At 68.0% G+C, this 12,361-nt stretch carries 11 protein-coding genes and 1 pseudogene; 8 read left to right on the forward strand and 4 right to left on the reverse strand.

All coding sequences use genetic code 11. The features are described 5' to 3' along the window. Nucleotides 1–16: 16 nt before the first annotated feature. Genes F624_RS0111220 through F624_RS0111240 form a run of 5 tightly spaced genes read left to right on the forward strand, consistent with a single transcriptional unit; the run spans nucleotide 17 to nucleotide 4,548 of the window. The gene (locus F624_RS0111220; RefSeq protein WP_019574401.1) at nucleotides 17–847 is read left to right on the forward strand and encodes a transporter substrate-binding domain-containing protein; all 831 of its coding nucleotides are present in this window, start codon (nucleotides 17–19) and stop codon (nucleotides 845–847) included. Nucleotides 848–888: 41 nt separating this feature from the next. Next, a complete protein-coding gene (locus F624_RS0111225) occupies nucleotides 889–1,671 on the forward strand; it encodes an amino acid ABC transporter ATP-binding protein (RefSeq protein WP_019574402.1) in 783 nt (260 codons plus the stop codon). Further along, a complete protein-coding gene (locus F624_RS0111230; protein ID WP_019574403.1) occupies nucleotides 1,668–2,504 on the forward strand; it encodes a TIM barrel protein in 837 nt (278 codons plus the stop codon). The genes F624_RS0111225 and F624_RS0111230 overlap by 4 nt, the downstream gene beginning before the upstream one ends. A 41-nt stretch (nucleotides 2,505–2,545) precedes the next feature. Beyond that, nucleotides 2,546–3,526: a sugar kinase gene (locus tag F624_RS0111235; RefSeq protein ID WP_019574404.1), complete on the forward strand. Its 981-nt coding sequence runs from the start codon at nucleotides 2,546–2,548 to the stop codon at nucleotides 3,524–3,526. Further along, nucleotides 3,523–4,548 (forward strand): 2-hydroxyacid dehydrogenase, encoded by a 1,026-nt coding sequence (locus F624_RS0111240; protein ID WP_420536233.1) that lies wholly within the window; start codon nucleotides 3,523–3,525, stop codon nucleotides 4,546–4,548. Before F624_RS0111235 ends, F624_RS0111240 begins: the two co-directional genes overlap by 4 nt. A 12-nt stretch (nucleotides 4,549–4,560) precedes the next feature. Here the strand turns inward: F624_RS0111240 and F624_RS0111245 are convergent, their stop codons facing one another. Next, nucleotides 4,561–5,733, reverse strand: a complete 1,173-nt coding sequence (locus F624_RS0111245; RefSeq protein ID WP_019574406.1) for a GGDEF domain-containing protein — start codon at nucleotides 5,731–5,733, stop codon at nucleotides 4,561–4,563. A gap of 220 nt (nucleotides 5,734–5,953) precedes the next feature. After that, nucleotides 5,954–6,226, reverse strand: a complete 273-nt coding sequence (locus F624_RS32450; RefSeq protein WP_019574407.1) for a hypothetical protein — start codon at nucleotides 6,224–6,226, stop codon at nucleotides 5,954–5,956. Nucleotides 6,227–6,373: 147 nt separating this feature from the next. On the opposite strand from F624_RS32450, the gene F624_RS0111255 reads away from it, so the two are divergent. Then, nucleotides 6,374–7,285, forward strand: a complete 912-nt coding sequence (locus F624_RS0111255) for an SDR family oxidoreductase (RefSeq protein WP_019574409.1) — start codon at nucleotides 6,374–6,376, stop codon at nucleotides 7,283–7,285. 203 nt (nucleotides 7,286–7,488) lie between these two features. On the opposite strand, the gene F624_RS0111260 is transcribed toward F624_RS0111255, so the two are convergent. Then, a complete protein-coding gene (locus F624_RS0111260) occupies nucleotides 7,489–8,304 on the reverse strand; it encodes a TIGR00266 family protein (protein WP_019574410.1) in 816 nt (271 codons plus the stop codon). Nucleotides 8,305–8,553: 249 nt separating this feature from the next. Between F624_RS0111260 and gshA the strand changes: the two genes are divergently transcribed. Next, the gene (gene gshA / locus F624_RS0111265) at nucleotides 8,554–10,104 is read left to right on the forward strand and encodes a glutamate--cysteine ligase (RefSeq protein WP_019574411.1); all 1,551 of its coding nucleotides are present in this window, start codon (nucleotides 8,554–8,556) and stop codon (nucleotides 10,102–10,104) included. 46 nt (nucleotides 10,105–10,150) lie between these two features. After that, complete coding sequence (ylqF, locus tag F624_RS0111270) at nucleotides 10,151–11,113, forward strand: ribosome biogenesis GTPase YlqF (protein ID WP_019574412.1); 963 nt, start codon at nucleotides 10,151–10,153, stop codon at nucleotides 11,111–11,113. Between the two features lie 46 nt (nucleotides 11,114–11,159). On the opposite strand, the pseudogene F624_RS0111275 reads toward ylqF, so the two are convergent. Continuing rightward, nucleotides 11,160–12,344: pseudogene (locus tag F624_RS0111275) on the reverse strand (MFS transporter); the annotation flags it as partial. Nucleotides 12,345–12,361 lie beyond the last annotated feature (17 nt).

Raw genomic sequence — 12,361 nt, forward strand, 5'->3', positions numbered from 1 at the left:
CCACCAGGAGACCTTCATGCACGACCCGATCAACCCCTTGTTGTCCGCAGGCGCCAGCCGCCGCAGTTTCACCACCGCGCTGGTGGCCTCTGCCCTGGGCCTGATGGCTTCGGGCATGGCCTCGGGCGTCTCGGCCCAGACCCTGGAAGAATTGAAAAAGAAGGGTGAACTCACCGTCGGCATGCTGGTCGACTTTCCGCCCTATGGCACCACCAATGCGCAAAACCAGCCCGACGGCTATGACGCCGACGTGGCGCGCCTGCTGGGCAAGGACCTGGGCCTGAAGGTCAACCTGGTGCCCGTCACCGGCCCCAACCGCATTCCGTTTTTGCTGACCAACAAGGTGGATCTGCTGGTGGCCTCGCTGGCCATCACGCCCGAGCGGGCCAAGCAGGTGCAGTTCTCGCAACCCTATGCGGCCGCGACCATCGTGTTGTTTGGCGCCACCAAGTCGGCCATCAAGAGCGCGGCCGACCTCAAGGGCCTGCGCGTGGGCGTGGCCCGGGCCAGCACGCAAGACGTGGCAGTGACCAAGTCGGCCCCTGAGGGCACCGAGATCCGCCGCTTCGACGACGACGCCTCGGCCATGCAGGCCCTGTTGTCGGGCCAGGTGGATGCCATCGGCTGCTCGGTCACGGTGGCGGCCCAGATCAACAAGCGCGCCCCGGCCGGCAGCTTCGAGGTCAAGTTCAACCTGCTGCAGCAAGCCATGGGCATTGCGCTGCGCCCCAACCAGGCCGAACTGCTGAAGGCCGTGAACGACTTCGTGGCCCGCAACACCGCCAATGGCGAGCTCAACAAGCTCTACCGCAAGTGGCTGGAAAGCGATCTGCCCAAGCTGTCTTGAACGCCTGACCTCTCCCTGCCTTTTCGCCCCACCTCGCTGCCATGACCGAACACGCCACCCACGCCCATGCCGACGCCCCGCCCATCATCCGACTGGAGCAAGTCCAGAAGTGGTATGGCGAGTTCAAGGTGCTCAGCGACATCAACCTGTCGGTGCAGCCCGGCGAGCGCATCGTGATCTGCGGGCCTTCGGGCTCGGGCAAGAGCACGCTGATCCGCTGCATCAACCGTCTGGAGACGGTGCAGCAGGGCCGCATCGTGGTCGATGGCCATGAGCTGACCGCGGGCGGGCGCGAGGTGGACGCGGTGCGGCAAGAGGTGGGCATGGTGTTCCAGCAGTTCAACCTGTTCCCGCACCTGACGATTCTGCAGAACTGCACGCTGGCGCCCATGCGCTCGCGCGGCATGAGCCAGCAGCAGGCCGAAGAGGTGGCCATGAAATACCTGAGCCGGGTGCGCATCCCCGACCAGGCGCACAAATACCCCAGCCAGCTCTCGGGGGGGCAGCAGCAGCGCGTGGCCATTGCGCGCGCCCTGTGCATGACGCCCAAGGTGATGCTGTTCGACGAGCCCACCTCGGCCCTGGACCCCGAGATGGTCAAGGAGGTGCTCGACACCATGATCGGCCTGGCCGAAGACGGCATGACCATGCTGTGCGTGACCCATGAAATGGGCTTTGCCCGCAGCGTGGCCGACCGGGTGATCTTCATGGCCGAGGGCCGCATTCTGGAGCAGGCCCCGCCCGAGCGCTTTTTTGGCAACCCGCAGCACGAGAAGACGCGCCAGTTCCTGGGCCAGATCCTGCCCTCGCACCAGGGCGCATGATGCGCACCGACCTGACCCGCCCCGCCCGTGGCTTTGCGGTGCTGATTTCGCTGGGCGCCTTTGGCGCCAGCGAGGTGCTGCGCCTGGGCCAGCTGCACTTCACCCGCGTGGCGGCCGCGGCCGGCGCCGACGGCGTGGAGGTGCGCGAGGAACTGCTGCGTGATGCCACAACCGAGCTGCCCCAGTTGGCCACCGAGCTGGCTGCCCGGGGGCTGCAGGCGGTCTACTCCTGCCCCACCGGTTTGTGGCGCGAGGGCGGCACCCTGGACGAGGCGGCGCTGCGCTCGGCCCTGGCGGCGGCCCGCTTGCTCGGGGCCGCTTGCCTCAAGATGTCCATCGGTGGCTTTGGCCCTGCATCGGCCGACAGCTGGGCGCTGCTCAAGTCGCTGCTCCAGACCCCCTCTGGCCCCGAGTTGCTGATCGAAAACGACCAGACCCCCGAGGCCGGCACGCTGCCCGCCTTGCAACGTTTCTTTGCTGCCGCCCAGGCCCAGGGCCTGCCGCTGGCCCTGACCTTTGACATGGGCAACTGGCACTGGGTGGGCGAATGCCCTCAGGCTGCTGCCCAGTTGCTGGGTGGGCAGGTGGGTTATGTGCATTGCAAGGGCGTGCTGCGCGAACCGGCCCGCTGGGTGGCCGTGCCGCTGGCCCAGTCGCAAGCCCCGTGGCGCACGGTGCTGGGCCAGCTGCCGGCCGATGTGCCCTGGGCCATCGAATACCCCTTGCAGGGCGCTGACCTGATCGCCTCCGTGCGGGCCGAACTGGCCCTGCTGCGCCGCGAAGCCCTGCGCCTGCGCGAAGCCCGTGCTGAACGGGCGCACGCGCTGGCCTGACATGCCCCTTTTGACCTGACTCCGCCATTTTCCGCAATGCCATGACTGATTCCCTGAACCCCATAGCCGTGCAAGCGCTGGACGTGATCACTTTTGGCGAGGCCATGATGATGCTGGTGGCCGACAGCCCCGGCCCGCTGGAGGCCGTGAGCGGCTTTCACAAGCGCACCGCAGGGGCAGAGACCAATGCCGCCATCGGGCTGGCCCGGCTGGGCCTGCGGGTGGGCTGGGCCAGCCGCCTGGGCACCGACTCGATGGGCCGCTACCTGCTGGCCGAGATGCAGCGCGAGGGCATCGACTGCTCGCACGTGGTGTGTGACGCCAGCCAGCGCACCGGCTTTCTGATCAAGGGCCGGGTGGACGATGGCAGCGACCCACCGATCGAATACCACCGCAAGGGCTCGGCCGCCAGCCAGATGGGGCCGGCCGACCTCGACGGGCCCTGGCTCACGGCGGCGCGCCACCTGCATGCCACAGGCGTGTTTGCCGCCGTCTCGCCCAGCACCCTGGCGCTGACCCGCGAGACCTTGCTGCAGATGCGGGCGGCCGGCCGCAGCATCTCCTTCGACACCAACCTGCGCCCCACGCTGTGGCCCTCGGCCGAGGTGATGCGGCGCGAGGTCAATCAGCTCGCCAGCCTGGCCGACTGGGTGCTGCCCGGCATCGAGGAGGGCCGGCTGCTGACCGGCCACGACACGCCCGAGGCCGTGGCCCGCTTCTACCTGGACCAGGGCGCGCAGCTGGTGGTGGTCAAGCTGGGGGCCGATGGCGCCTACTACGAAGGCCGCCACGCGGGCCAATCCGTGCAGGGGCGGGTGGCGGGCTTTCCGGTGGCCGAGGTGGTGGACACCGTGGGCGCAGGTGACGGCTTTGCCGTGGGCGTGGTCAGTGCCTTGCTGGAGGGGCGCCCCGTGGCCGAGGCGGTGCGCCGTGGCGCCTGGATCGGCGCCCGCGCGGTGCAGGTGCTGGGCGATACCGAAGGGCTGCCGACCCGGGCCCAGTTGAACGAGGCTGGCCTGTGAGCGCAGCCGCCGGGTTGGGAGCCGGGCGCCAGCGGGTGCTGGTGTTCCGTGCCTTGCCACCTGATCAGTTGGCCCGGCTGCAGGCGGCCCACGAGGTCACGGTGGCCGACCCGCGCCAAGCGGGGCAGGCCGAGGCCTTCGAGGCCGCCCTGGCCCTGGCCGATGGCCTGATCGGCTCCAGCTACCCCATCACCCCCGACTTGCTGGCGCGGGCGCCACGACTGAAGGTGATCTCCAGCATCTCGGTGGGCGTGGACAACTACCCTTTGGCGGCGCTTGCGCAGCGTGGCATCTTGTTGTGCCACACCCCCGGGGTGTTGACTGAAACCACGGCCGACACGATTTTTGCGTTGATCCTGGCCACCAGCCGGCGCCTGGTCGAGCTGGCCAACCATGTGCGTGAAGGGCGCTGGCAGCGCAACATCGGCGAAGACCTGTTTGGCCGCGACGTGCATGGCAAGACCTTGGGGCTGGTGGGCTTTGGCCGCATCGGCCAGGCCCTGGCCCGGCGTGCCGCGCTGGGCTTTGGCATGCCGGTGCTCTACCACGCTCGGCGCGCCGTGGACCTGTCGGTGCAGGCGCCCGCGTTGCAGGGCCGGGTGCGCCATGCGCCGCTCGAGGAGGTGCTGGCCGGCTCGGATGTGGTGGCGGTGGTGCTGCCCTTGAGCGATGAGACCCGGGGCCTGATGGGGCCGCGTGAATTCGGCCTGATGAAGCCAGGCGCCATCTTCGTCAACGGCGCCCGGGGTGCCATCGTGCAGGAGGCGGCGCTGTTGCAGGCCCTGGAGTCCGGCCCCTTGTGGGCCGCCGGCCTGGATGTGTTTGCCACCGAGCCGCTGCCGCTGGATTCGCCCCTGCGCGGGCATCCGCGCATCACCGCCTTGCCCCACATCGGCTCGGCCACCCTGGAGACGCGGCACGCCATGGCGGTGCTGGCCACCAGCAACCTGTTGCAGGCCTTGGCGGGCGAGCGACCGCAAGCGGTCTTCGCCGGATCGGGATGGGGCGAAAGCGCTGGGTAACGACGCGCCGGCTCAGCCGGTGCGCAGGCCGTCGCTTTGCACGTAGGGCTTGAACATCGAGAACTTCTCGGCCTGCATGCGTTGGGTGGCGATGTTCTCCAAAGCTTCCATCGTCTGACCATCGGTAGGCCACATGGCCATGCCCAGGCTGATGTCGAGTTGGATGGGTGTGTTGCGAACCTCGATGGGCTGTGCCAGCAGGCCGCGCAGTCGGGCCACAGCGCCCCTCAGGTGCTCCTGGGTGGGGGTGTGGTGCAAGACCACCCCGAACAGGTCTTCACCTATCGCGCTGGCAAAGTCGGCCTCGCGGGCGTACTCGTTCAGGCGATTGCCCAAGGCTGCCAGAACCTCGTCGCGCAGCCTGCTGTCGCGCTGGCCGCCAGGGCGGTGAAATTCATTCAGATCGACGAGCAGGTAGCTGAAGCGGACGCCCGAGCGCTCGCAGCGGGCGATCTCGCGCTGCATGACCTCGACCATGCGCTGGCGGCCGCTCAAGCCGCTGACAGGGTCTTTCTGCAGCAGCTGTCGCAGCGAGGCTTGGGAGCGCACATAGCAGGCCATGTGGATGCTGTAGGTCCAACCCATGATGCTCAGAACCACCACGGCCAGCGTGAGGGAGTGGATTGGGTGGTTCTGCAAGGCCTCGGGGCTGGCAACCTGCCCGGCCACCAGGCTGCGGGCCGCCATGGCGCCGGCAATCCCCATCAGGAAGAACGCGACCAAGCTGTTGATCATCCGGTCATCGCCCTTCACCGGCCGCAACATCGTGAAGGCCGCGACCAGCACGACCACCGAGTAGGCCGCATCGTGGAAGATACGCTGCGCCAGCATCTCATCTTCGTACCACCAGTTGAGCAGCACGAACACGGGCACCAAGACCAGCCCGGCTTGCCAACGCAGCTTGGAAGGCCGTTGCATGAAGCGCAGCGACCCCTCCAGCACCATCAGCAGGGCCGCAAATACAAAGCCACCGTTGATCAACATGGGCCAGTCGGGGCCGTCTGTGCGGGGCGGTGGCAGGGTGGCCAGAAAGAAACCAACGGCGCCCGTGGCACCTGCGCCAGCAAACCACCGCACCCCGGCCATGTGCCGATTGGCCCGCCAGGTCGTGAACAGGAGCACGGCGGCGATGGACGCAGCCGTGACCATCAGAAAGGCGATGATCGATTGGTTCAGGAATCGCATGAGGTGAACGAGGCCATGACGGCAATGCCAGCGAAAACCGCGCCAGGCGAGGCGCAGGTTTTCATATCCATCAAGTTTACCGTCTTTCTTTGTATAAATGGTTAAATTGATAGGATTGCTCATGAACAGCATTTGAGGTGCGGCTGTCGGCGCGTGGCTGATGTATTTGCGGGTGTGAATGCATCAAGATGGTGCATTCTAGAGGCCTCCCGGGGAGGCTTCAGCGTCCTCGGCTGCGGCGCTGCCAGAGGTACTGTCCCACAAAGGCCAGGCCCAGCACCAGGCTGAACCAGCCCACCAGGGAGGAGCCGCCGACGGCCTGTTGCAGGGCGGGCGACTGGATGAAATGCGGCGAGATCAGCACGGCCAGGCCGATCAGGGCACACAGCACGCCCTTGTGCAGCAGCAGCTTGTTGGCGCCTGGCTGGCGACGCAGCGGCGAGGTGGCGGGCGCCGGTGTGGCGCGGGCAGGGGTCTTGGATTTCTTGGACATGGCGGGCGACATTGTGCGCGCCAATTCTGACGCCGACGAACACGCCGCCGGCTTTGTCACCCACGTGCACGACGCTGCCCCGGGGGGCTCTTAAACTGCCCGATTGCAGATTTTTGCCCATCCACCCCAAGACAAGGAAGACATCTCATGAGCAAGCTCGATTTCACCGGCCGCGTGGCCATCGTGACCGGCGCCGGTGGCGGCCTGGGCAAACAGCACGCCCTGGCGCTGGCCCGGCGCGGCGCCAAGGTGGTGGTCAACGACCTGGGGGGCGCGGTGGATGGCGCCGGTGGCTCGGTGACCGCTGCCCAGGCCGTGGTCGACGAGATCCGTGCTGCCGGTGGCGAAGCGATCGCCAACGGCGCGTCGGTGACCGATTTCGCCGCTGTCGAGGCCATGGTGCAACAGGCCATCGACGCCTGGGGCCGGGTCGACATCCTGGTCAACAACGCCGGCATCCTGCGCGACAAGAGCTTTTCCAAGATGGAGCTGGCCGATTTCCGCCTGGTGGTCGATGTGCACCTGATGGGCGCCGTGAACTGCACCAAGGCCGTCTGGCCGCACATGAACGCACAAAAGTACGGCCGCATCGTGATGACCACCTCGTCCAGCGGCCTGTATGGCAACTTCGGCCAGAGCAACTACGGTGCTGCCAAGCTGGCCCTGGTGGGGCTGATGCAGACCCTGAGCCTGGAAGGCGCCAAGAACAACATCCACGTCAACTGCCTGGCCCCCACCGCGGCCACGCGCATGACCGAAGGCCTGATGCCCGCCGACGTGCTGGCCGCCCTCCAACCCGAGGCCGTGGTGCCCGCCATGCTGGTGCTGGCCGCCGAGAGCGCCCCCACCCGCACCATCCTGTGCGCCGGCGCCGGCACCTATGAAGCCGCCCACATCACCCTGACCGAAGGCGTGCACCTGGGCCTGACCGAAGACACCCCGGAACGCCTGGCCGCCCGCCTGGCTGAAGTAACCGACCGCCAAGGCGAGCAAGTCCCCCAAAGCGGCGCCGCCCAAGGCACCAACGAGGTCGGCAAAGCCTTCGCCGCCAAACGCTGAGCCCTGCGGCTCCAGGCCTGCCTGCGCAGGGCTGGAAAGGGCGAAGAGCGCCTAAGTTCAGCGTCAATGGGGACCGTCAGGTCCCCTTCTATGTTTAGGCAAGGCCTAAAACGAAGCGGTCAGCCCGCCGCCGGGCCGCCCCAAGGCGGGCTGGGCCCCCCTGGGGGGCAGCGACCACACGAAGTGAGGGAGCGTGGGGGCCATCAATCCTCGTCGTTGCCGCCCAGCAACCCACCCAGCAGGCTGCCACCCGCCAGGCCGCCGAGCACCGAGCCTTCCTCCTTGGCCCCCCCACGCTGGGGCGCTGCCGCGAAGATGCGTGAGGCCAGGCGTGAGAACGGCAGGCTTTGCAGCCACACCGTGCCCGGCCCGGTCAGCTTGGCCAGGAACAAGCCCTCGCCGCCGAACAGCGCCGTCTTGATCTTGCCCACGTACTGGATCTCGAAGGCCACGCTGGGCGTGTAAGCCACCACGCAGCCGGTATCGACCAGCAGGGTCTGGCCGGCCTGCAGCTCGCGCCGCACCACCGTGCCGCCCGCGTGCACAAAGGCCAGGCCGTCGCCGTCCAGCCTTTGCATGATGAAGCCTTCGCCGCCAAAAAAGCCCGTGCTCAGCTTCTGCTGCACGGCGATGCCCAGCGACACGCCGCGTGCTGCGCACAGAAACGCGTCCTTCTGGCAGATCAGCGTGCCGCCCAGTTGGCGCAGGTCCATCGGCAGGATCTTGCCCGGGTAGGGCGCCGCAAAGGCCACGCGCAGCTTCTGTGTGGCCTGGTTGGTGTAAATCGTGGTGAACAGCGATTCGCCCGTAACCAGGCGCTTGCCGGCGCCCAGCAGCTTGCCGAAAAAGCCGCCTTGCTGCGCGCTGCCGTCGCCGAACACCGTGTCCATGGAGATGCCGGCGTCCATGAACATCATGCTGCCGGCTTCGCCGATGGCGGCCTCGCCGGGGTCGAGCTCGACCTCGACAAACTGCATTTCAGCGCCGCGAATTTCGTAATCGATGACGTCCATGGCCATGGCCAGATCTCCGGTTGGGTGGGCATATCGGCCCGGTCGGGCCCTGGCGTGGGGCACCGAGCCCCGCGCGCGCCGCGATGGTAACCAAGTTGCATGACCCTAGGCGCGATCCCGCACCAGCTCAGAATCGGCTTTTCTGCCGGCGGGCCCATTTTTGCCCCGCAGCGCGGGCTGGCTTGCGCCATGTGGCTGCAACTGTCAGCAGACCGTGATAAGTTCCGCCGCAACACAAAGACAAGGTCCCCCGACATGAGCTCATTGCAGGCCCGCCTCAACGCCCTGACCCCCGCACGACTGGGTGGCATCCGCCGTGGCATTGAAAAAGAAAGCCTGCGGGCTTTGTCCGAAGGCGGGCTGGCACTCACGCCGCACCCCCGTGCCCTGGGCTCGGCGCTCACCCACCCGTCCATCACCACCGATTACAGCGAGTCGCAGGTCGAGTTGATCACCAGTGCGCACGCCCGGGTGGAAGACTGCCTTGATGAACTCACCCAGGTGCACCAGTTCGTGTACCGCGTGCTGCGCGAGCAGGGCGACGAGATGCTGTGGGTCTCCAGCATGCCCTGCGGCCTGCCTACCGATGAGACCATCCCACTGGCGCGCTACGGCTCGTCGAACGTCGGCCGCGCCAAGAGCGTGTACCGCATGGGCCTGGGGCACCGCTATGGGCGGCGCATGCAGACCATCTCGGGCATCCACTACAACTGGTCGCTGCCCGGCGTGAGCAGCGAGCAGTATTTCGGCCTGATCCGCAATTTCCGCCGCCAGGCCTTTTTGCTGCTCTACCTGTTCGGGGCCTCGCCGGCGCTGTGCCCCACCTTTGTGAGCGGGCGCGAGCACGAGCTGCAGACGCTCAGCGACTGTGCGCTGTACATGCCGCATGGCACCTCGCTGCGCATGGGCCGCCTGGGCTACCAGAGCGATGCACAGGCCACCCTGGCCGTCAGCTACAACAGCCTGGAGGGCTATGCCGCCTCGCTGCACGACGCGCTGACCCGCCCTTACCCGGCCTACGAGACGGTGGGCATCCGCAACCCGGGTGGCGACTACAACCAGCTCTCCACCACCTTGCTGCAGATCGAGAACGAGTTCTACGGCACCATCCGACCCAAGCGCACCATCTTCCCCGGTGAGCGTCCGCTGCATGCCTTGCGTGAGCGTGGGGTGGAGTACGTGGAAGTGCGCCTGATGGACCTCGACCCCTTTGTGCCGGTGGGCATCACGGCCCAGACCATGCGCTTCCTGGATGTGTTCCTGCTGCAATGCCTGCTGGCCGACAGCCCGCCCGATACCCCGGCCGAGATCGCCGAACTCAAGCACAACCAGCACCACACGGCCGCCCGGGGCCGCGAGCCCGGGCTGACCCTGCGCCGCGCCGGTGGCGAGCAATCGCTGACCGACTGGGGGCGTGAGATCCTGGCGCAGTGCGAGCCGATGGCCGCTGCCCTGGACGCGGCGCACCGCAGCACCGACTACAGCCAGGCCGTGGCCGCCGCCTATGCCCTGCTGGCCGACCCGACGCAAACCCCGTCGGCCCGGGTGCTGCAGAGCATGGCCGGCTGCGACAACAGCTTTGTGCGCTTTGTGCGCGAGCGCTCGCAGGCCACCCGCGATACGCTGCTGGCCCAGCCCTGGTCGTTTGAGCAGCAAGCCCGCTTCCTGGCGCTGAGCCAGAAATCGGTGGCCGATCAGCGCGCCATCGAGGCGGCCGATGTGCTGAGCTTCGAGGCCTACCGTGAGCAGTACGTGTCGCCCGATCGCCTGGGCTTGCAACTGCCGGCTGCGGCGGTGCTTGGGTAGAATCTCGCCCCCGTCCGTCACGTTCGCACAACAAGAAAGCCCTCTCATGGCCATCCAGTGGTTTCCCGGTCACATGCACCTCACGCGCAAGGCGATTGGGGAGCGCATCAAGGAAATCGATGTGGTGATCGAGATGCTGGACGCGCGCCTGCCGGGCTCCAGTGCCAACCCCATGCTGGTCGGGCTGACGGCGGTGAAGCCCGCGCTCAAGGTGCTCAACAAGGCCGATCTGGCCGACCCGGTGCACACGGAGGCCTGGCTGGCCCATTACAACGCCCAGCCCGGCACCCGCGCCATCGCGCTGGACAAGCAGAACTCGGCCCCGGCGCGTGCGCTGGTCGAGGCCTGCCGCGTGCTGGCGCCCACCCGGGGCATCAGCCTGGCCAAGCCGATGCGGGTGCTGATCTGCGGCATCCCCAACGTGGGCAAGTCGACCCTGATCAACACCCTGGTGGGCAAGAAGTCGGCCAAGGCGGCCGACGAGGCCGGCGTCACCAAGACCGAGCAGCGCTATGTGCTCGAAGACGGCTTCTACCTGTACGACACCCCGGGCGTGCTGTGGCCGCGCATCATCGTGGCCCAGAGCGGCTACAACCTGGCAGCCAGCGGCGCCGTGGGGCGCAATGCCTTTGACGATGCCGAAGTGGCCTTGGAGTTGCTGAGCTACCTCAAGCAGCACTATGTGCCCGCACTCGAGGCGCGCTACCAACTGGGCCTGCCGCCCGGCAGCGTGGCCGAGATGTCCGACGAAGACCTGCTGGCGGCCATCGGGCGCAAGCGTGGCGCCTTGTTGGCGGGCGGGCGCATCAACGAGCAAAAGGCCGCCGAGATCGTGATCACCGACTTCCGCACCGGCACCCTGGGTCGCATCAGCCTCGAAAGCCCTGAAGAATTTGCCCGCTGGCTGGCCGAGGGCAAGCAGCTCGATGCCGAACGCACGGCCCGAAAAGAGGCCTTCGACGTGGCCCGCAAGGCGCCCGGGCGCAAGACCCGTCAGCAGCGCTGGTGAGCGCCCACCCGGGCGTGGGCCCGTTGGCCAAGGTGCCTTGGCGGGCCCGTGCCAGCCGCTGGTCCAGGGCCAGCGCAGCCCAGGTGCCCAGGGCCAGCAGCGCGCCCAGGGCGCAGGTGCTGCACCAGCCGCCGTGCTGCCAGGCCAGCGAACCCAGGGCCGAACCCGAGGCCGCCCCGATGAAGTAACTGGTCATGTAGACCGCGTTCAGGCGTGAGCGCGACGGCGGCTCCAGGCCGTACACCACGTTCTGGTTGCTGATGTGCATGCTCTGCAGCGCCAGGTCGACCAGCAGCAGGCCGGCCAGAAACCAGGGCAGGCTGGCCGCTCCCAGCCACAGGCAGCCCCAGCCCAGCAACAGCAAGCCCGCGCCCACCGCCGTGGTGGCCTGGGCCCAGCCGCGGTCTGACAGCTTGCCCACCACGCTGGCCATCAGGGCGCCCGCCACGGCCACCAGGCCGCACAGGCCGATGGCGCTGTCGCTCAGGCCATGGGCCGGGCCCGACAGCAGCAGCGCCATGGTCGAAAACAGCACGCTGACCGAGGCAAAGGCCAGGCCACCGATCAACGAGCGGCTGCGCAGGCGCGGGTGGCGCGCCAGCAAGGTGCCCAGCGAACGCAGCACCTGGGCATAGCTGACCTGCCCCTCGTTGCGTGACGGTGGCAGCTGGCGCCACAGGGCCAGCGCCACGCCCACCATCAGCACCCCGGCCACCTTGTAGACCGTGCTCCAGCCCCCCAGGGCCGACAGCAGGCCGGCCGCGCTGCGCGCGCCCAGGATGCCCGTGAGCAGGCCGCTCATGACCACGCCCACGGCCCAGCCGCTGCGCCCGGGGGCGGCCAGGGTGGCTGCCATGGGCACCAGCACCTGGGCCGCCACTGAAAACAGGCCTGTCATGAGTGTGCCCGCGGCCAGCCAGGCCAGGCTGGGGGCCCAGCCGCTGATGAACTGGCCCGCTGCCGCCAGCAGCATCAGCGTCACGGCCAGGCGCCGGCGCTCCAGCATGTCGCCCAGGGGCACCAGCAGCAACAGGCCGAGCGCATAAGACACCTGGGCCAGGGTCACGGTGAGGGCGGCCTGGGCTTCGCTCACCTGCAGCCCGAGCGCGATCGAATGCAGCAGGGGCTGGTTGAAGTAGTTGCCGCCGGCGCACAGCCCAGCGGCCACCGACATCAGCAGCAGCACGGGCAGGCTCAGGGCAGAGGGGGTTTTCGGGGTCACGGCAGGCATCCAGGGTTCAGCCCGCC

The organism is Curvibacter lanceolatus ATCC 14669 (genome assembly GCF_000381265.1).
In the GTDB taxonomy this organism is placed as follows: Bacteria; Pseudomonadota; Gammaproteobacteria; order Burkholderiales; family Burkholderiaceae_C; genus Curvibacter; species Curvibacter lanceolatus.

Bases quoted from the DNA above. Each gene is read 5' to 3' on its own strand.
- F624_RS0111220 (WP_019574401.1), top strand. From the start codon at position 17: ATGCACGACCCGATCAACCCCTTGTTGTCCGCAGGCGCCAGCCGCCGC.
- F624_RS0111225 (WP_019574402.1), top strand. From the start codon at position 889: ATGACCGAACACGCCACCCACGCCCATGCCGACGCCCCGCCCATCATC.
- F624_RS0111230 (WP_019574403.1), top strand. From the start codon at position 1,668: ATGATGCGCACCGACCTGACCCGCCCCGCCCGTGGCTTTGCGGTGCTG.
- F624_RS0111235 (WP_019574404.1), top strand. From the start codon at position 2,546: ATGACTGATTCCCTGAACCCCATAGCCGTGCAAGCGCTGGACGTGATC.
- F624_RS0111245 (WP_019574406.1), bottom strand. From the start codon at position 5,733: ATGCGATTCCTGAACCAATCGATCATCGCCTTTCTGATGGTCACGGCT.
- F624_RS32450 (WP_019574407.1), bottom strand. From the start codon at position 6,226: ATGTCCAAGAAATCCAAGACCCCTGCCCGCGCCACACCGGCGCCCGCC.
- F624_RS0111255 (WP_019574409.1), top strand. From the start codon at position 6,374: ATGAGCAAGCTCGATTTCACCGGCCGCGTGGCCATCGTGACCGGCGCC.
- F624_RS0111260 (WP_019574410.1), bottom strand. From the start codon at position 8,304: ATGGCCATGGACGTCATCGATTACGAAATTCGCGGCGCTGAAATGCAG.
- gshA (WP_019574411.1), top strand. From the start codon at position 8,554: ATGAGCTCATTGCAGGCCCGCCTCAACGCCCTGACCCCCGCACGACTG.
- ylqF (WP_019574412.1), top strand. From the start codon at position 10,151: ATGGCCATCCAGTGGTTTCCCGGTCACATGCACCTCACGCGCAAGGCG.